Source organism: Streptomyces pristinaespiralis (assembly GCF_001278075.1).
Lineage (GTDB): Bacteria > Actinomycetota > Actinomycetes > Streptomycetales > Streptomycetaceae > Streptomyces > Streptomyces pristinaespiralis.
This window is the reverse complement of sequence record NZ_CP011340.1, coordinates 1,347,214-1,365,873: the sequence shown is the minus strand read 5'-3', so window position 1 is coordinate 1,365,873 and position 18,660 is coordinate 1,347,214. Positions and strand designations below refer to the sequence as shown.

General features: G+C 70.4%; 18 protein-coding genes and 1 pseudogene. 7 read left to right on the top strand and 12 right to left on the bottom strand.

What is annotated here, in order from left to right; all coding sequences use genetic code 11:
• Positions 1-215: 215 nt before the first annotated feature.
• A complete protein-coding gene (locus tag SPRI_RS38755) occupies positions 216-356 on the bottom strand; it encodes a hypothetical protein (RefSeq protein WP_005309229.1) in 141 nt (46 codons plus the stop codon).
• A gap of 448 nt (positions 357-804) precedes the next feature.
• On the opposite strand from SPRI_RS38755, the gene SPRI_RS05630 reads away from it, so the two are divergent.
• Positions 805-1,491, top strand: coding sequence for a helix-turn-helix domain-containing protein (locus SPRI_RS05630; protein WP_106428395.1), 687 nt, complete (start codon positions 805-807; stop codon positions 1,489-1,491).
• A gap of 65 nt (positions 1,492-1,556) precedes the next feature.
• Positions 1,557-2,558, top strand: a complete 1,002-nt coding sequence (locus tag SPRI_RS05625) for a methyltransferase (RefSeq protein WP_005309227.1) — start codon at positions 1,557-1,559, stop codon at positions 2,556-2,558.
• A gap of 12 nt (positions 2,559-2,570) precedes the next feature.
• On the opposite strand, the gene SPRI_RS05620 is transcribed toward SPRI_RS05625, so the two are convergent.
• From SPRI_RS05620 to SPRI_RS05610, 3 genes are read right to left on the bottom strand one after another with little or no spacing between them, the layout of a single operon-like run.
• On the bottom strand, positions 2,571-2,792 hold the full coding sequence (locus SPRI_RS05620) for a hypothetical protein (protein WP_037773233.1): 222 nt from the start codon (positions 2,790-2,792) through the stop codon (positions 2,571-2,573).
• Between the two features lie 11 nt (positions 2,793-2,803).
• Complete coding sequence (locus SPRI_RS05615; protein ID WP_005309225.1) at positions 2,804-3,127, bottom strand: hypothetical protein; 324 nt, start codon at positions 3,125-3,127, stop codon at positions 2,804-2,806.
• Positions 3,128-3,169: 42 nt separating this feature from the next.
• Positions 3,170-3,454, bottom strand: a complete 285-nt coding sequence (locus tag SPRI_RS05610; protein WP_005309224.1) for a hypothetical protein — start codon at positions 3,452-3,454, stop codon at positions 3,170-3,172.
• 788 nt (positions 3,455-4,242) lie between these two features.
• Here SPRI_RS05610 and SPRI_RS05605 point away from each other — a divergent pair.
• Positions 4,243-4,794 carry a hypothetical protein gene (locus SPRI_RS05605; RefSeq protein WP_005309222.1) on the top strand — a complete coding sequence of 184 codons (552 nt, stop codon included), beginning with the start codon at positions 4,243-4,245 and terminating at the stop codon, positions 4,792-4,794.
• A 19-nt stretch (positions 4,795-4,813) separates the two neighbouring features.
• Entirely contained in the window at positions 4,814-5,401 is a 588-nt protein-coding gene (locus SPRI_RS05600; RefSeq protein ID WP_005309221.1) for an SUKH-4 family immunity protein, read from the top strand.
• A gap of 86 nt (positions 5,402-5,487) precedes the next feature.
• Here the strand turns inward: SPRI_RS05600 and SPRI_RS05595 are convergent, their stop codons facing one another.
• The 4 genes from SPRI_RS05595 to SPRI_RS05580 form a co-directional block, all read right to left on the bottom strand.
• Entirely contained in the window at positions 5,488-7,596 is a 2,109-nt protein-coding gene (locus SPRI_RS05595; protein WP_238996199.1) for a serine/threonine-protein kinase, read from the bottom strand.
• Positions 7,597-8,082: 486 nt separating this feature from the next.
• Positions 8,083-8,634, bottom strand: coding sequence for a YciI family protein (locus SPRI_RS05590; protein WP_005309219.1), 552 nt, complete (start codon positions 8,632-8,634; stop codon positions 8,083-8,085).
• 67 nt (positions 8,635-8,701) lie between these two features.
• Positions 8,702-9,853: a serine hydrolase domain-containing protein gene (locus tag SPRI_RS05585; protein ID WP_037773231.1), complete on the bottom strand. Its 1,152-nt coding sequence runs from the start codon at positions 9,851-9,853 to the stop codon at positions 8,702-8,704.
• Between the two features lie 300 nt (positions 9,854-10,153).
• A complete protein-coding gene (locus SPRI_RS05580; protein WP_005309217.1) occupies positions 10,154-11,815 on the bottom strand; it encodes an alpha/beta hydrolase in 1,662 nt (553 codons plus the stop codon).
• Between the two features lie 110 nt (positions 11,816-11,925).
• On the opposite strand from SPRI_RS05580, the gene SPRI_RS05575 reads away from it, so the two are divergent.
• Complete coding sequence (locus SPRI_RS05575; RefSeq protein ID WP_037773229.1) at positions 11,926-12,828, top strand: helix-turn-helix domain-containing protein; 903 nt, start codon at positions 11,926-11,928, stop codon at positions 12,826-12,828.
• Between the two features lie 529 nt (positions 12,829-13,357).
• Entirely contained in the window at positions 13,358-14,098 is a 741-nt protein-coding gene (locus SPRI_RS05570; RefSeq protein WP_005309215.1) for a VOC family protein, read from the top strand.
• A 128-nt stretch (positions 14,099-14,226) separates the two neighbouring features.
• On the opposite strand, the gene SPRI_RS05565 is transcribed toward SPRI_RS05570, so the two are convergent.
• The 3 genes from SPRI_RS05565 to SPRI_RS05555 form a co-directional block, all read right to left on the bottom strand.
• Complete coding sequence (locus SPRI_RS05565) at positions 14,227-14,577, bottom strand: MerR family transcriptional regulator (RefSeq protein ID WP_005309214.1); 351 nt, start codon at positions 14,575-14,577, stop codon at positions 14,227-14,229.
• A 24-nt stretch (positions 14,578-14,601) separates the two neighbouring features.
• Positions 14,602-15,540, bottom strand: a complete 939-nt coding sequence (locus SPRI_RS05560) for an aldo/keto reductase (protein ID WP_037775961.1) — start codon at positions 15,538-15,540, stop codon at positions 14,602-14,604.
• A 227-nt stretch (positions 15,541-15,767) separates the two neighbouring features.
• Complete coding sequence (locus SPRI_RS05555) at positions 15,768-16,253, bottom strand: hypothetical protein (RefSeq protein ID WP_005309212.1); 486 nt, start codon at positions 16,251-16,253, stop codon at positions 15,768-15,770.
• 109 nt (positions 16,254-16,362) lie between these two features.
• Between SPRI_RS05555 and SPRI_RS05550 the strand changes: the two genes are divergently transcribed.
• The gene (locus tag SPRI_RS05550; protein ID WP_005309211.1) at positions 16,363-16,578 is read left to right on the top strand and encodes a hypothetical protein; all 216 of its coding nucleotides are present in this window, start codon (positions 16,363-16,365) and stop codon (positions 16,576-16,578) included.
• Between the two features lie 885 nt (positions 16,579-17,463).
• Here SPRI_RS05550 and SPRI_RS05545 read toward each other — a convergent pair.
• Positions 17,464-18,660: pseudogene (locus SPRI_RS05545) on the bottom strand (cation:proton antiporter); the annotation flags it as partial.

Sequence of the window (18,660 nt, the reverse complement as noted above, 5' to 3'; positions counted from 1 at the left end):
CGGCCCCCGACCCATCCCGCCGACGGCATGCTCCAGCCCGCCGCTGTCATGCCCGAGAAGTGCTGCGGCTGCCACGTATGCGGCTCGTAGTCGCTCGTAGGTGAGGTCCGGGACACCGGCATTTGCGGCGAAGGTGCGCAGATGTACATCGACGGCGACGTGCGAACGGCCGACGAGGTTGCTGATGTAGTCGATGGTCTTCGGCCCGACTCCCTTCACCGTACGTCGTAGAGCGCTGCGATTGTCCTGGTGTTCGAGACATTCGTGGAGTTCGTCGTGGGTATCGACTGCCGCGGCAGCAAGTAGGCGGTGATGGCGTGGGCCGTCGCGACCTTCTGGGTGTGGTGGTAGTTCATGGCGACGGCAAGGTCTTCTGTGGCCAGCCGTCTCTGGAAGCCGCGGACCGTTGTCGCATCGGGCGAAGTGGCTGGTCCGCGCCCGCATGCGCGGAGTGCCCGGCACCAGCTGACGGCGCCCGTGACCCTGCCAGCCACCGGCAACGGCTCGTAGGCACCTCGCCGAAGCCTTGTTCAGGTTGGCCGATCCGGTCCCGCTGCCCGGTCCGCCGGGAACATTCGTCCAAGACGATCGATGTCGGCACGGCGATAGTGGGGAACACGCGCTGCGGCCGAGCCACTGGCCGCCACGCCCGCCGTGAGCCTTCAGCCGTACGACGTCCGGGAGGTCGCCCCAGTGGATCATGAGGTCACAGCCGGCTGGGAGGTGACCGTACCCCTCAGTGGTGTACGCGCCGATGGCGTCCGGGTGGCGGCATTCCGGAACGGTCCGGGAGCCCGGTTGGACATGCGGGTACTTCCTCAACCGGTCGTGACGGTCGTCATCGGATTCGAGGACGGCATGCTGACCGTCGACGGCACCAACGGCAGGCAGACGCTCGGGAGCCTCGTCGCCGCCCCGGTCCCTGCACCCACCCGCATCCGCGGCGAGCGGGTCGAGTGCGTCGAAGTGCACCTGTCACCGGTGGTCGCGTCCTCCCTGATGGGTGTCTCCCTGGCGGAACTCGACGGCGAAATCACCGACCTGGAGAACGTATGGGGGCGGCAGACGAGCCGACTGCGGGAGCAGCTGGCCGCCACCACGTCGTGGCCACGACGCTTCGCGCTCTTGGACGAGTTCCTGGCAGGCCGGTCCGCGAAGCCACCGTCGGTCGACCCGGAGGTGGCCGCCGGCTGGGAGCGCATCGTCGCCCAACGCGGCCGGATACGGGTCGGCGACCTCGCCGCGTCCTGCGGATGGAGCCGTAAACGGTTCTGGTCCAGGTTCAGCGCCCAGCTCGGCCTCACACCCAAACGGGCCGCGATGCTCGTCCGGTTCGATCACGCCGCGACATGTCTCCAGGCGGGCCGGGGCCCCGTCGAAACCGCCATGGTCTGCGGTTATGCGGACCAATCCCATCTGCACCGCGATGTTCTGGCATTCGCCGGGTGCACGCCGGGTGCGTTGACTCGAGCAACCGAAGGGAAGCAATGATGACGAACGACGACGTCCCGAACAGAGACATTTAGGTCGACGCCGACAGCGGTGAGGAACTGGTCATGCGGCTCGTCTTCGGCAGCCTGGCCGCGCAGACCGTTCGCGCGGCCGTCCGGCTGCGGGTGGTGGAGCTGCTCGGTGACAAGAAGCGATCCGCCGTCGCAGTGGCCGCCGACGCAGGTGCGGCTCCCCAGCCCATGACGAGGCTGCTGCGCGCCCTGACGAGTCTGGGCCTGTTGCGCGAACACGAGGCGGGCTCCTTCTCGGTGACTCCCGCAGGTACCCTGCTCGACCCTCAAAGGCCCCACTCGCTCACCTCGCTGGTACGCATGTTCACCGAGCCGATGATGCTCCGTGCCTGGGAGCGCCTGGACGACAGCGTCCGAACCGGCGACATCGCGTTCGACGCGAGCTCCGGCAAGGACTTCTTCAGCCATCTCAAGGAACTCCCTGACCTGTCGGCCGAGTTCAACGCGGCCATGAGCCGAGCGGCCCGGGCGACGGCCGCTGTGCTGCCACACGCCTTCGACTTCGGCCGGTTCCGTTCGGTCACGGACGTCGGTGGCGGCGACGGCACCGTGCTGAGCGGCGTGCTCCGCGAGCACCCGACTCTGACGGGCGTCGTCTACGACACCGAGGAGGGCCTGGCCCAGGCGGCGGCGACGCTGGTGGGACAGGGGCTCACACCGCGGTGCTCCCTGGTGGCCGGCGACTTCTTCCGTTCGGTCCCCGAGGGCTCCGACCTCTACCTGATGAAGAGCATCCTGCACGACTGGACGGACGACCAGGCCGTCGCGATCCTGACCCACTGCCGTCGGGTGCTGCCGCCCGCAGGGCGCGTACTGATCGTGGAGCCTGTACTGCCCGAGGTCGTCGACACCGGCACGGACACCGACGGACTCACCTATCTCACCGACCTCAACATGCTGGTGAACGTGGGCGGCAGGGAGCGGACGCGGACAGACTTCGAGGACGTGTGCCGCAGGGCGGGTTTGGCACTCACCTCGGTGACCCCGCTGACGCGGGCCGATCCGTACTTCCTCATCGAGGCGACAGCCGCATGACAGGGGGCTGCTTCAGTCCGAGCGTACGGCGCGGTAGCGGACGGGCAAGTCCTTCACCTTGACGAGCAGACCCTTGCCGGCCAGGTCGCGGAGGATCCGACGGGTGTGCTTCTGCTGAGGCTCGTGCCCGGCGTCGCGCAGGGCACGCAGACCGCGCTCGGTGTCCCAGAACCCGCCGTAGATGCACACCGCCTTCTCCAGGTCGGCGCGCCGGTTGGACGTGTTGTCGGCCATCCGGACACTCCTCAGGTGGGGTCTGCGACCGGCGTGGCGGGATGCGCCTTCCTCGTGCGGTTGGCGATGCCGGCCAGTGCGCCGACGTAGGCGCAGGACGGGCACTTCCGCCACACGCCTTTCGCTACGGCCCGCGCGCTCACCGAGTGGCCGGGGCCGTAGCCGTGGCCGTGCAGCAAATGGGCGACGGACGAGCCGTATTCGGCTGCGAGCAGGGCCGCCTCCGCCACCTTGTCGTGGCCGGGGGCGAAGAACGACCCGGCACCGACCTTCGTGGCACAGCCGCACCAGCAGGTTCCCGTCGGAGTGAGGTGGGGGAGAGGCTTCGTCGTCATGGCGTCACCGTGGAAGATTGGGTGTGTCGAACCTGAGAGACGTCATACGTCGGGTTCTGAAGTGACTCGCACGCGAAGACGGTTCACGTTGTCGGAGGGGACCACGACGACCAGGGTGATCGAGCCGTCCTTGAAACGAAGGCTGAACTCCGGGCCCAGGTCGACGAGGAAGCGGAGGTTTTCCTGCGTCTCCGCGTCGAGTCCGGGCGAGGCGACTGCGATCCAGGTGCCGTCGTGGGCGGCTTCGAGGATGACGGGGATCCGGGCCAGACAGGTCGACGGGTTGGCCCACCACTCGAGTTGGGCCAGCTCTTCGTCACTGATCACGTCCCTGAGAGTACGGGTGATGCGGCGCGTGCCGGGTGACGAAGTACGTCGGGGTCGGGTCTCAAGGGTGTGCAGTCTTCGATGAGCTGCCAGAAGGTGTCCTCATGTGGAAGAGCATGCCGGACGACGGTGACATGGCAGGACGTCGTGCTTCTCCCGGCGTCAGGCACCGGACCTGCCGTCGCACGGAGGCGATCGGGTGGGACGAGCGGCTCACGAAGCACGGGCGGCGCACTGACTCCGTGCTTGATGAACGATGCAGCACTACAGCGGAGCGCTGGTTCGAGGCGTCCAGGACACATGCGTACGGCGTCGTACAGCACCCGTACCAGCGGGCCTCCGTACCGGCTCCTGCGCCGGTCATGCACATGTATGTGGCGCACGGAATCCAGCTCCACGGGTCGGTCGTAGTAGTCCTTGGCGAACGACTGAAAATGCCTCCGACGTCGCACCCACGGGAAGGCCGAACATCCATCCCGAGCCGTCCGGGTCGGAGTATTCGCTCGGGGACTTGATCCGGCCGGGGTGCGGTGCCAGTGGTCGTCGCCCGAGCCGTACGACGGAATGGCCTTCCAGGGGCACTCTCGGAGCACCGGTTCACCGGGCCATGCGACGCACTGCGCTCAGCGAGAGTGCTGACCCCAGGCACGCGGCTGCTCTCGACTCACTTGCCTACCAGGCCCCTTGGTAGACCGATTGGCGCCGTGTGAAAGGGGACATCAGCCCACCCTGGCCCGGGCCGGTTGCCGCCGCTTGCTGCGGGAGCCGGCCCTCTCGAGGGCGCGCTGATGTGCGTCGACCACCTTGGCACGGTCCGTGCTGCGGACATCGACAACGCGACGCCACTGGCGCGCATCGCGGCGAACGCCCCGCAGGTGATCGGACTGTGTGCGCTGTCCGACGGTACCGTCCTCACGCTCGACGAAGCAGGCCGCGTGCACGCGGACAGCACAAGAGCGGTCCGGGCCGCGCGGTCAGGCACCGAAGCACTGCTGACTGATGAACCGGACGAGACGCGGGTCCTTCTCGACACTCTGCAACGAGTGACCGGGACTGCGATCGCGTCCACCTCGTCGATGGGGGCAGACATCGTCTTCCTCGGCGACGCCGACGGACGAGTGCACGTGCTCGGGGGTGCGACAGGTGCCGCGGTGCTGCATCGGGGGAGGGTGACGGCAGTGGCTGGGCTGGCCGTCCACGCGACCGATGAGACGACAGCGCCGCTCCCCTACAGCGGGGGCGCTGATGGCACGGTGCGCGCTTGGGCGCCTGGACTCGATCCGATGCCGGTGCCTGTCGCCGCTCGAAGGCCAGGCGTAGTGGGCACAGGCCGCACGTAAAAGTAAGAAAGGGTGACAAGTGCTCTTCAGTGTTGATCTCAAGTCCCTGGAGCGGACGGTCGGCGAGGAGAACGTCCACCGTCTGCAGCCGCAAGTGGCGGAGGCGTACGGATTCAATGGGGAGGCGCTTCGGTTCCTCACTGAGATCGGGCTGCCGGACGACGAAGAGTTCGAAATCACTTTCCGCATGCCCGTTACATTCGACGCCGCGTTCATCTGGGACCGTGCGTCCCGGGAGGCGCGCGGCTGGCACTTCCCTGCCGGGGTGGAAAGCGTGGTGAAGATCGGCGCGTTCCCCATCAATGCGGTGGTCATCGATCCGAACACTGGCGTTGTCTACCAGTTCACTGACGCCATCAAGGAACTGATTCCCGTCCACGGAGATCTTTCCTCGCTGGCCCGTACGGTTTCATCGTTCCTGGAGTACATCGGCACGTACTCCAGACATGAGGACGAGGACGACGAAGACGTCGAATACGTGCGGCGCAAGCGCGAGGTGGACGACATGATGTCCGGCATCCGGCTCGTCGATTCGCTGCCGTTCGCGAACGAGTACAGCGAGTGGGTGGAACTGTTCGACAACCTCGAAGGCGGCATCTATACCTGACCGTTGCCGAACTTCGGAGCTGCACGTCTCGCTGCCCTGGGGTAACAATGGCAACGGCCGGCGGCGTTGCTCGTGTCATGGGTCGCTCAGCTGCCGGGTCGCGCGGACTTCGGCGGGCGGATCGCGAAGACGGAATGTCTCGCAGAGGTGGTGAACACGGTATCGCCGCGGACCGCGAGTGTATGGACGGTGCCGCCGTGGTCCCGGGGGTCGTCGTTCGGGTCTCGTCGGACGGCACTGCGCCACAGCTCCTTGCCCGTTGCGACGTCCCGGCACAGGACGTCTCCGCCGAGCAGCTGCACATAGACCCGTCCGTCCTGTACGAGAAGGTCTTCTCGCGGGTCTCCGCCAGAGGGCTGCGACCATACTTCCTTGCCCCGTACGAGGTCGAGCGCGCGCAGCAGGCCGTCGTTTCGCAGGACGACGAGCTTGTCCTCCGCCAGGGTCACCGCATCGCGGGAGTTCAGTCCAATCGGCTCGTTGACCGTTTCACCGTCTCGCTTCGCGAGTTGCACGATGCGCTGCGTGCGGGTTCTGGGCTCGTGCACGGAGACGATCAGGGTGTCCGACGTCTCCCCGATGGCACCCGCGTGGTGCAGTCCCCGGTGTCTCCAGATGGTGCTGCCGTCCTCGGGGTTCACGTACTGGAAGCCGGGTGTCGGGTCCTGCTCCGCACCTGCCGTCAGAACGGCTGCCGCCCCGCGGATGAAGAGGGACTCGGTTCCGCTGACTCGTCGGGTCCACTTCTCGGATCCCGTGGTCGCGTTCCATGCCTGGATGGTGTCCGTGGCGGTGAAAGTCAGCACCTGCTCACCCACGTGGACAGCGCCGTCGATTCCTTCGGGCATCCGCTGCTTCCACGCAATCGTGCGCCTTTCGGGATCGTACGCGTACAGGGTTGCAGGGGATTGCGGGCCGGGGGCGGTGTCTTCTTCGTGCCTGATCAGGTAAGCGAGACGGGCTTCGGGAGCGGAGCGCATCATATAGGCGTCATCTCCCATCTCCTTCAGCGCTCGTGGTGTGATGTCCTCACCGTTGGCGGCGGCGAAGTGGAACACACCCCCGGTGTCCCCCATGCAGATCAGGCCGTCGCCGACGAGAAGGCATGTGCTCATGTCGGCCGACTCCGGGTCTTCCGGTCCTTGGTTTCCGCGAACGGATGTCTCCCACAAAGCCCACCCCTTCGGCTGTAATGCCGCCGCTGGTTCGTGAACGGGACGAGCGGCCGACCGGGGGGCCGCGGCCTTGTCGGGCTTCGTCGGCGGTGGATCCGACCGCTGGCTGACGACCCACACAGAGCCCGTGATCAGCAGAGCAAGGGTGGAGGCCACCCCGGCAAGGCGCAGTCGTGCCGTCCTCCGTCGTTTCCGTGGCGTTGCCGACCGTCTCCGGTAGGCCCGGGATCCGAGAAGTTCGAGAAGCTGCTCCGCCGTGGGGCGGGCGCTCGCCTCCTTCTCGAGGCAGGCGTTGACAACGGGCAGCAAGGAGTCGGGCACGCCTTGGAGATCCGGCGGTTCGTGGACAACGTTCCAGGCGACGGCGTACGCGGTCTCCCCCTCGAAGGGGCTACGACCCGTGGCGGCGTAGACGAGGACGGATCCGAAGGCGAAGACGTCCGCGGAGTTGGTGAGTTCTTTGGGTGTGCGGAACTGCTCGGGGGCCATGAAGGGCGGTGTACCGATCACCGCGCCGGTCTGCGTGATGCCTTCAGAGGCCATCGCACGGGAGATGCCGAAGTCGATGACACGAGGACCGTCGTCGGCCATGAGGATGTTGCCGGGCTTCAGGTCACGGTGCACCAGATCCGCCCTGTGGATGTCGCGCAGCGCTTCGGCCAACCCGGAAGCCAACTGCCAGACGGCGTCGGCGGGCATGGGCCCCTCTTGGGCGACATGGTCGGCCAAGGAGGGACCCTCGACGTACAGCGTCGCCATCCAGGGCATGTCACCGCTGGTCTCGGCGTCGATGACGGGAGCGGTGAACGCACCGCTGACAGCACGCGCGGCCGCCACCTCGCGGGCGAAGCGGACGCGGAACTTCTCGTCGGCGACGTACGGGTCGCGAATCACCTTGACCGCCGCGCGGCGACCGGACGGTGACGTGGCGAGATACACCACCCCCATTCCTCCGGAACCAAGGACTCGATCGACGAGATAGTGCCCTATCCGCGTGCCCGCGACCTCGCCCTGCTGCACCGGCAGCCCCCCAACCATCGATCGGCGTGAGCACCTTAGCGGTGCGCGGGGGAGCACTGCGCCGGATGCGAGGGCGCCCTTACTCGGCAAGAGGGGATCACGGCATCATGGAGGGCGCCCGGGCCTCGAGGGACGCCCCGAGTACCTATGGCCGACGGTCGGTCGTCCTTGATACACGACGGACAGGCGTCGGCCCAGCGGGAGGCCTTCCGCTTTGGGGCTCTGCGAGTCCGAGGTGTCCGAAGCGGGAACTTCGGTGACCGGCTGACCTTCCACGGCGTCAGAGGCTCTTCGGGAGAGCGCGGGTCCTTCGCCGCCTGCTCCGCATCGGTCCTGTCGGGGCGGAAGGTCAGATGGTGGCCGTCTTCCTGAGGGTTGACCGGCACAGCGCCCATCACCGCAGCGGCGCTCCCTCAGGACCACCGTTCCGGTTCAGGACTGGCAGGTGGAATGGCTTCCATCAGAGATGGAGCGCCTGCGGCCAGTTCACGCCGACCGCCCCCCGAACTGCCACTTGTGTACCTCGATGCCGTCGTACGCACCCACCGTCAGGACAGCCCGTGCCGCGTCCGGATCAGGGGCCCGGACCAGAAGCGCCGTACCCAGCCAGGCGGTGCCGTCGTCCGACAGCAGCGGGCCGTAGGCGATCAGATCGTCCCCGACCTGTGGCACGGCGAGGTCGGCGCCCGGCCCGCTGCCGAAGCCGAGTACCAGGTAGCGGTTGCCACCGGTCCGGCCGCCGGGGAAGTCCCACATGGTGCGGTCCAGCAGGTTGCGCCACCGGCGCACCAGGACGTCCCGGTACACGCCCGCCTGGTAGCCGGGCTCGCCGAAGGCGAACGCGTGGGCGGCGGCGGGGTCGGGCAGGTCGACCACGTGCACGCTGCCGGTGGGCGTGTCACCGTCGCTGGTCATGGTCGGGCCGCGGGCGATCATTTCCTTCTCGAACCCGTCCATGTAGGACCAGTGTTCTTCCAGCAGCTCGTGGCGCAGCGGCAGGGAACCCGGCCTGTCGCGGTGGTAGCAGAAGAATTCCATGCGCACACTCTCCCCCACGATGGGGCCAGGCAACTCGTACGTGCCTGCACGCCGTTGTGCCGTCCGCTCACACCCCCGCCGCGTACACCCAGAAGTCCCGCATCGGCTCCGGGAACGACGGGCCGGACATCTGCAGCTGGGTGAGGAAGATCGTGACCGCGCCCGTCGACGGCGTGATGTGCATGGCCGTGCCCGTACCGCCGACCCAGCCGTAGCGGCCGGGGACGCTCCACGGCTCGACCGCCTCGACGTCGACCGCCCCGCCGAAGCCCCAGCCCATGCCCTCCAGGAACAGACCGCCGGCCTTGCGCTGGGCCGGGGTCAGGTAGTTCGTGGTCATCCGCTCCACGGACCCTGCGGAGAGCAGGCGGCCGCCGGACCCGGTCGCGCCCCGGCCGAGGAGCATGCGGGCGAAGGCGTGGTAGTCGTCGGCCGTCGAGACGAGACCGCCCGCCCCGGACGGGAAGGCGGGCGGGGTGCTCCACTCGCCGTCCGGGGTGTCGGCCAACTCGAGGGCGCCCATGGGGTCGACCCGGTAGTAGCTGGTGAAGCGGTCGAGCTTGGCCGGCGGCACCGCGAACGCCGTGTCGGTCATGCCCAGCGGCTCGAAGAGCCGTTCCGCCAGGAAGTCGGGCAGTGAACTGCCCGAGACCCTCGCGATCAGCACACCCTGGATGTCGGAGCAGATGTTGTACAGCCAGGCCTCGCCCGGCTGGTACAGCATCGGGATCCGGGAAAGCGCCGCCATCCACTCGTCCGTCGGAGGGACGGCCTGCGGCTGCGGCGGGCCCTGCTTCAGTTCACGCACCAGCGGTTCGACCGCCGGCAGCGAGAAGTCGGACGGGAAACCGTACCCGGCACGCGAGGTCAGCAGGTCGAACACGGTGATCGGCCTGGCCGCCGGGACCACGTCGTCGACCGGACTGTCCGGCGTACGGACGACCATGGGCGCGGCCAGCTCCGGCAGCCACGTCCCGACCGGGTCGTCCAGCGTGATCCTCCCGTCCTCGACGAGCATCATGACCGCCGCGGCGACGACGGGTTTCGTGATGGAGGCGACACGGAAGATCGTGTCCCTGGCCATCGGTGCCGTGCGCTCGGCGTCGACGTGGCCCACGGCCTGGACGTCCACCTGATCGCCCCGCGCGACCAGGGCCACCGCGCCGGGGAGGGACTCGGTGTCGACGTGATCGCTCAGGACGTTGTGCAAATTGGTCATCGGGCCACCTTCTCGCGTGTGCGGTCGGAACGAGGACTGCCACAGCGAGACGGAGTCATCGCTCGCCCCGTCGGCGGGTCGGCCCGCCGTCCTCGGGTCCGCGACGGAGACCTTCCGCGGCTCTGTGACGGAGACCTTGCGCCGGCTCCGTGACGGAGACCTTCCGCCGGCCGGCCGGAGACCGTGCCACGGGTCCGCGGGAGCCGGTCCTGCGGACCAGTGCCACGGCTGTGGAGACGTCGGTCCGGAGCCGCGGATCCGGGTGCACCGCGGTCTCCTGCCGGCCGGCGGACCGTACGCTCAGCCCAGCAGATCCCCCCGCAGATGCCCCAGCACCGACCGCGCCGCCCGGGCCACCGCGTCGCGCGCCTCCTCGGTGTGGTCGATCGTCTCGAAGGCGTGGTGACCTTGCGGTACGTCGATGATCTCGACCGCCGCGTCGCACTCCTCGGCTGCGGTCAGGAACTCCTCGACCGTCGCCGCGATCTCAGGTCCTTCCAGCTCCACCCGGGTCAGTACGAACGGCAGTTGCCCCGCTTTGCGCACCGTGGCCGCAGGGAGGAACCGGGAGTCGGCGAGCGGCCAGTTCGGCAGGGGCGCGAGGACCGGATACGTCGCGGCGACGCAGCGGAGCCATGCCGGGGGAGCCGCGAGCCAGTCCGCCGACAGCAGTCCGCCGCCGGAGAAGAACCACAGCGCCACCCGCTCCCCGTCGACGCGCGGATCGGCTCGTACGAGCTCCACCGCCTCCGCCACGTCCTCCGCTGCACGCCCGTAGTCGGCCAGGCCGTGCAGCCGGTGGTCCAGCGTCACGCCCACCGCACCCAGCGAAGCGACGTACGAGCCGTAGCCCACGAAAGCGGGCCAGTCCCGCGGGGTGGGACGCGCCTCGGCGGAGACCGGGCCGCCGTGGACGAAGACCACCGCGGGGCGCGGCTCGTCGGCGTCGGGGAGGTAGAGGTCCACCCGCCCCGTGCGCTCGCGGGGGCGCTCCGGTACGTCGATGAGGAACGGCCGCAGATGCGCGGGCTGCTCGCTCACCGACGGGGAGATCCGGTGGCCCTCTCCGGCGGCTGCCCGGCGCAGCACCTCGGCCAGCTCGCCCGGCGTGGACAGCATGGGCCAGTGCCCGGTGTCCAGCTCGAAGAACGTCACCTGGGGTTCGGTGAGCACGCGGAGGCGGGGGTCGCCCAACCCGACCAGGGCCTCGACCATGGCGATGCTCGACCCGTTCGCGGTGCACAGGACCCCGGTCGTCGGCACCCCGGACAGCGCGCCCGAGAGCCGCAACGGCCGGGTGAGCGTGCCCGTCGGCTGCGGGGCGGCGAGCCGGGCCAGCCGTGCCAGCGCGTCCGCCGGGACACCGGCGGTGCTGCCCAATCGCTGCCATTCGCCGGCCGGGGGCGGAGGGATCAGCCGGTCCTCCGCCCCCGCCCCGGCTCCTGACTCGGCCCCCGACTCGGCTGCTCCTTCTGCCGTCGTCCCCGTTTCATGCGCCCTGTCCGTCAGCAGTTCGTGGACCGTCCGGTCGGGCACCAGCGCGACGGCCGCGTCGCCGTCCTGCGGCATGCCCGCGTCCAGGTGGACGATCCGGGCGACGCGTTCCGGGCGGCGGTCGGCGGCGCCCAGTACCGGGTGGATGCCGTAGCCGTGACCGACCAACACCAGGTCCGGCGCAGCTGGTTCCACCGGCGTCGCCGACCCCATCGACACCACCGAGTCCGCAGAGTCCTCCGCCTCCGCCGTTTTCGCCGGAGCGGGGTCCAAGTGGTCGATCAGCTGCACCAGATCCTGGACGTGCGTCTCCAGGTCCGTGCCGGGGCCCGCCAGGTGGCGGCGGTCGCCCATGCCCGTGAGTGTCACGGGATGCACCTCGGCGCCCGCCTCACGGAGCCCCGCGGCCACGTCGCGCCAGATCCAACCGCCGGTGAAGGCGTCCGACACCAGGATGAAAACCGTCATCAGCGTCTCCTCGTATACGTCGTCCGCGCGACCGGCCGACCGGGCTGTCCGCGCTCGCCGGTACCGTAGGAACTCCCCCTGAGGGAGGTTCAACCTTGTCCCCTGACGGCATGTGGAGCATCGGAGAGCTCGCCGAGCACGCGGGCTTGACCGTCAAGACCGTCCGCTTCTACTCCGACCGCGGCCTGCTGCCCGAAGCCGCCCGCAGCAGCGGGGGCCACCGCCGTTACGGCTTCGAGGCGATCGAACGGCTGCGCCTGATCCGTTCGCTGCGCACCCTGGACCTTCCGGTCCCTGACGTCGGCAGGGTCCTCGACGAGGAGGACGCGCTGGAGGACGTCGTCGCGGGGCAACTCCGGGAGATCGGCACCCGGATGACCGCCCTGCGCTGGCGGGAGGCCGCCCTCCGGCTGCTCCAGGACTGCACCCCCGAGGAACGTGTGGACCGGCTGCGGCTGATCGGCTCGGTGACCACCCCGCCCAGCACCGCCGCGCTGGCACGCTTCTGGCGGCGCTGGCTGCCCGTGCGGCTCCCGGCGCGAGTGGTGTCAGCGGTCGTCGAACAGGCGGTTCCGCAGCCGCCGTCCGACCCGGCCCCGGCCCAGGTCCTGGCCTTCGCCCGGCTGCACGCCCTCGTATCCGGGCCGTGCCACGGTAACGAGAACTGCCAGCCGACGGTGCACCAGCCGGATACGGGATACCGGCCGGCCGTGCTCTACGACGGTCTCGGCGAGGCGTACGCGCTCGCGGCGCGCCAGATGCTCGCCCAGCGGCCCCCGCAACCGGGGGAAGCACTCGACTGTTTCGTCGCCGCCTACGCCCACTCGTGCGGTACGCGTGACACCCCGGACTTCCGCCGGCTGCTCGCCGGCCAGCTCGCCGCGGACCCCCGGATCGACCGCTACTGGCGACTCGCCGCCGATCTGTTCGGCCCGTCGCAACCGACTCCCGGCGCCGCCCACGACTGGCTCTGTGCCGCGCTGGACCCGCGGACGGCGGGGGCGTCCGCCTGATCGGGACGGTCACACGCACCTTGTTCGCCAAGCTGTTGCCGGCTGACACCGACGGACCTTTGGTGAGGGGGTTGAGCAACAACTTCGCTCGAGCCGGAAGGGCTCTCCGAGGCCGCGGGGGCGTAGTACTGCCCTCTTTGGGCGGCCGGGTCGGGCGCTGCACGCGGGATCGGCAGGGCTCCCACGGGGGTGACTGGACCAGGAGAGGGCGGATCGCGACGAACGCGGTCCAGGTGAGCGCCGACGAGTGCGACATGGCGGTCTTTGGTCCGCCGGTGTCGGCGCCGCCGGGGTGGGCGGCGAGCGCGAGGGGGCCGGTCGCGGGGGGTCTGCGCTGGAGTTCGTAGGTGAACGTCAGGTTGGCAAGCTCGGAGTGCCCGTACGCGGCGGCTCCAGGTCGCCGCGGCAGCACACGGACCGGCCCTGTTCCAGCAGCAGGGCATGCTCCCAGCTCGATGGAACTGCCCGCAATCCGCCGCCGATCAAGCCGCGCGGATGTCGTCCCAGGGCGGTGCATAGGATCGGCGGCATGGCCCTGAGACCTGTCATGGCGAACATCAAGGCTCTTGATTGTCCGGCGGTCGGCCGGTTCTGGGCGGAAGCGCTCGGATGGAGTGCGTACAGCCCCGGCGTGACCACTTACGTCGGCCCCGTCGGCGGCCTCGTCTGGCCGGACCCGGTCGCCCTCGGCATCGACATCGTTCCCGTCCCGGAGCCCAGGACACCGACAAAGAACCGTGTGCACCTCGACATCGCCACCAACTCCGCTGCCCAGCAGACGGAGTTGGTCGCGCGCCTCCTGGCTCTCGGTGCGACGCCCGCCGACGTGGGCCAGGGCGAAGTGCCGTGGACGGTCCTCGCCGACCCGGAGGGCAACGAGTTCTGCGTGCTGGAACCCCGTGAGATCTACCGGGACACCGGGCCGGTCGCCCGGGTGGTGGTCGACTGCGCCGATCCGCGGGCCATGGCGCGGTTCTGGGACGAGGCGCTGGACTGGACCCTGCACGAGGTGACCGACGATCATGCCGTCCTGCGCTCCGCGAAGGGTGTCGGCCCGTATCTCGAGTTCCTCCGCACGCCCGACGCGAAGACCGCGCCGGACCGCGTCCACCTCGACCTGCTGCCGTATGCCGGGGACGACAAAGCGGCGGAGGTGGCCCGGCTGCGGGCACTCGGCGCCACCGACCTCGACCTCGGCCAGGGAGACGTGCCGTGGACGTGCCTGGCCGACCCGGAAGGCCACGAGTTCTGCGTCCTCGCCCCGTCCTGACGCCGAGCCTCTACGGCATCCCGGCACATGAGCCGTGTGTGCTCACGCGCGATGAAACCGGGGTCGATCGGGTTGCGGCATCTCGGTCGATGCGGGCGGCGAGAGCTTGCTTGCGGGGCCCTCGGCGCTCAGCTGTAGTAGGCGATCTTCTCGTCGAGGACCTCCATGGCCCGGGACAGCGCCGCCGCCTGGCGCTCCAGGGCGGCACGGCGCTCGCGGAGGAAAGCGACCCGGTCCTGCGCAGCGTGCTCGGCGCGCAGGATGGCGACGAAAGCCCGCAGGTCCGCGATGCCGAGGCCGGCCTCACGGAAGCACGTGACCAGGCCGATCCAGAAGACGTCCTCCTCGGTGTACTCCCTGCGTCCGCCGGGGGAGCGCCGGATCGGCCCGATGAGCCCTTCGCGCTCGTAGTAGCGCAGCGTGTCGATGGAGACACCGGTGCGGTCGGCGGCCGCTGCCGGAGTGAGGGTGGTGGTCATGGCGCTCCCCCTGCCGACCCGCCGCTACCGTGCCTGCTCGAAGCGCGCCAAGTGCTCGTCGCTGAGCCGCACACGGCGTGCGGCGAGTGCCTGCTCGATGTGCTCGACCCGGCTCGCGCCGACGATGGGGTCGATCCCCTGCCGCATCAGCCACGCGAGGACGACCTGGTTCCTCGTGGCCGAGAGCTCGCCGGCGACGTCGTCCAGGACCGCGAGCACCCGGGTCGTCCCCGGGTGGGCGTAGGTCGGTGGAAACGGCTTGTCCGGGCGTACGTAGGAACCCCACAGCAGCGTGCTGTACGACCACACGGTGAGCCCCTCCGACTGCGCGAGGTCGAGGTCCTCGGCAGTCAGCATCCGGTGGCCGCCCTCCGCCACGGGGGCGAGCGGGCGCGGCTGGACCAGTGAGTGGCGCAGTTGCAGGGCCGTCCACGGTTCCACGCCCTGCTCCCGCGCGAGGGACCGGGCACGCTCGACGCGCCAGGCGGCATGGTTCGCCGCCCCGACCCGCAGGGCGACCCCCTTCGTGACGAGCTCGCCGAAGGCGCCGACCGTCTCCTCCAGCGGCACGGTGCGGTCCTCGGCGTGGGCCCAGAGCATGTCGATGTGATCGACCCGGAGACGCTCCAGGCTCTCCTCGATCCCGGCGCGGACGGCACGGGCGGAGAGCCCTTCGGCGCTTTCCGGCCAGGAGTGCGGGACGAGCGGGTTGTGCCGGACCTTCGTCGCGATCCGCACCCTGTCACGCGCGCCGGGGCGGGCCCGGAGCCACGCGCCTATGAGGCGCTCGCTGGCGCCGCCGACGCCGCTGGGGTCGGTCCAGAAGGAGTAGCAGTTCGCGGTGTCGAGCCAGACACCGCCGCCGGCGACGAAGGAGTCGAGGATCGCGAAGGCGTGGTCGGGGCCGACGCGGGTGCCGAAGTCCATTGTCCCGAGGACGATCTGAGGGTCTGTGGTGTTCATGCCGCCCATGCTGGGATCTGGAGCGCGCTCCAGGTCAAGTGCCTTTGTGGCGGACGGTCCGGGACCGCCTCTGGGGGCGGGCGGCGGAGTGTGACATCGGCGGGCGCGATGATGCCCTGTCACGGCGTGCGCTCGAAGGGGGCGCGGAACGTGTGCGTCGTCGGGCGGCGTCGTCTTCGCCGTGCTCCGCGACGGCAGCTTCCAAGGATCCCGGCCGCTGGTCGCAGTCACGTGACCAGCGGCTCCGCGAGGAGGACGACTTGATCGGCCTCGACATCGAAGCCGAGCACCGGATGGCCGCAGTCGCCCTCCGGATCCATCAACACCGGCTTGCCCAACCGCCGTCCGATCGCCCGAAGGAAGTCGCAGAACACATCGAGTCGTTCCTGGCCCTGCAACTCCCGCAGGTCGACATCGAAGTCGACTTCGTCGTCGGCATGGAAACGGAAGATCGCGAGAAACTCGGCAGCCGGCCGGACCCGTAGGCTCGGCCACTCCGCATCAGCCGCACGCGACAGCACGACCTCCGCCCGGGGCAGCGGGACTTCCGTCTCGCCTTCGGAGTACTGGCACTCCCAGCCTCTTTCCGCGACAAGATCGAGGATTGCCTGCCAGTCCTCCACCGAAGCGCCAGGGACACGCACGTCAGGCAGCGCCCCCATCAGGTCCGGGTCGAAGAAGCACTTCACGTCATCCCAGAGCAGATCAGCCACTTCGTCATGCTGCCCGGTTCCCTGACCTGACGCAGCACCGTTTCCTTGGCGCACCGGAGTTTGCCGACCCGGTCGGGGGACGGCTGTCGCCGTCGGCAAGGATGGGCGGGTGGCCCATCGCATCAGCACACTGATCTCCGCGTTCGGCGTCTTCGTCGCCGCGATGTTGCTCATCGGCGCCGTCGTCGAATACCGGGCGGGCGCCTCGGCGCTGTGGGTCGCATTCGGCGTCCTGATCCTCGTCAGCGCGGTCTACACCCTCGTGCGGGACATCCGGCGGCCCCGCCCGCGCTGGCGCCCCCGCCGGCCTGCTGCCGACGAGTAGGCGGCGCCCCCGGCACGCCCGCCGGCCCGCGCCTCACGAGCGGGCAAGGTCCGCGACGTCGGCGCGCCCCTGTCGGCCTGCCTCCGACTAGTGGGGGATGTCCGTACGGCCCGGTCTTTCGTGGCCGTCCGAGCGTACGGCCCGTCCGGCCCGTTCACAGCGCCCGTCCCTGGCGGAGCCACGCGGCGCTCAACACGTTCGCGCCGTCCCGGCCCCCGCGCCCACCGGTTCCGCCTCTCGGAACCGTCAGGACCGGTCGTCCCTGCGCCGCCGGTCGCTCGTCCACCGCACGATCTCCTCGTCTTCGCCCGTCGGCTCCCCAGTTGACGGGCCGGCTGTCGCGTCCGTCGGTGGGCGCCCTGTCGGGCCACCCGCCGTGTCGGCCGCAGAGCTCGGGGGACGGTCGACCGGTGCCCCAGGTGTCGCACCCGCCGCCGCGTCCGCCAGATCGCCCGCAGGGCGATCGGTCGGCGCGCCCTCCGCCGGTTCCACCGGCCCGCCCACAGGGCGGTCGGCCGCCGGCCCGCCCGGCGCGACCCCCGCCGCCCCACTTGTCGCGCCCGACGCCGCCCCTCCCGCAGCCGTCGCACCCGCCGGACGGCCTCCCGCAGCCGTCGCACCCGCCGCCCCGCCTGTCGGCGTCGCGTCCGCAACCGTGCCTCCCGCCGCCCCGCCCGTCAGCGTCGCGTCCGACGCCGCGCCGTCCGCCGGACGGCCTCCCGCCGCCCCGTCCGCCGCCGTCGCACCCGCCGGCCGGCCCCCCGCCACCCCGCCCGCCAGCGTCGCGTCCGACGCCGCCCCGTCCGCCGCCGTCGCACCCGCCGGACGGCCCCCCGCCACCCCGCCCGCCGGACGGTCTCCCGCCGGACGGCCTCCCGCCGGACGGCCTCCCGTCGGGCGGTCGCCCCCCACCCCTCCCGCCCCCCGCCCCGCGCGCCCGAACAGGCGTGACGCCAGGGGTTCGACCCAGCGGCTCGTGAGCGGGCCGACGAGGACCAGGATGAGGACGTACGCCGCCGCCAGCGGGCCGATCCTCGGCTCGGCCGCCGACGCCAGGCCCGCGATGACGATCGAGAACTCGCCGTGGGCCACCAGCGTGCCGCCCGCCCGCCAGCGGCCGCGCGTGCCGATGGCCGCGCGGCGGGCCGCGTACCAGCCCGTGGCGATCTTGGTCAGCGTGGTGGCCAAAGCGAGCGCGAGCGCGGTGAGGAGGACGGGCGGGATCTCGTTCGGGTCGGTGGACAGGCCGAAGAAGACGAAGAACACCGCCGCGAACAGGTCCCGCAGCGGCGCCAGGATCTTCCGCGCCCCCTCCGCGACCTCCCCCGACAGCGCGATGCCGACCAAGAAGGCGCCGACCGCGGCGGAGACCTGGAGCTCCTGGGCGACGCCCGCGACCAGCAGGGTGAGGCCGAGCACGACGAGCAGCAGCATCTCGGGGTTGTCGGAGGAGACGGCCCGGCTGACCAGCCGGCCGTGACGCAGGGCCACGTAGAGCACGACGGCGACCGTGCCGAGCGAGATCAGGAGCGCGAGGCCCCCGCCGGCCAGGCCGAGACCGGCGAGCAGTGCGGTCAGCAGCGGGAGGTAGAGGGCCATCGACAGGTCCTCGATGACGAGGACGCCGAGGACGACCGGCGTCTCGCGGTTGCCCAGGCGGCCCAGGTCGGCGAGGACCTTGGCGATGACGCCCGACGAGGAGATCCAGGTGACGCCGGCGAGCGCGACGGCGCCGACGGGGCTCCATCCCAGCAGCAGCGCCGCGCCCGCCCCCGGCAGGGCGTTGAGGACGAAGTCCACGGCGCCTGACGGGTACTGCGTGCGCAGGCTGTCGACCAGTTCGGAGGCGCTGTACTCGAGGCCCAGCATGAGCAGGAGCAGGATCACGCCGATGTCGGCGCCGACGGCCACGAAGTCGCCGCTCGCACTCAGCGGCAGCAGCCCGCCGGAGCCGAACGCGAGTCCGACGAGCAGGTAGAGGGGTACGGGGGAGAGACCGAAGAGGCCGGCGAAGCGGCCGGTCAGGCCCAGCCCGAGCAGGATCGCGCCGAGCTCGATCAGCAGCATCGTCGTGTCGTGCAC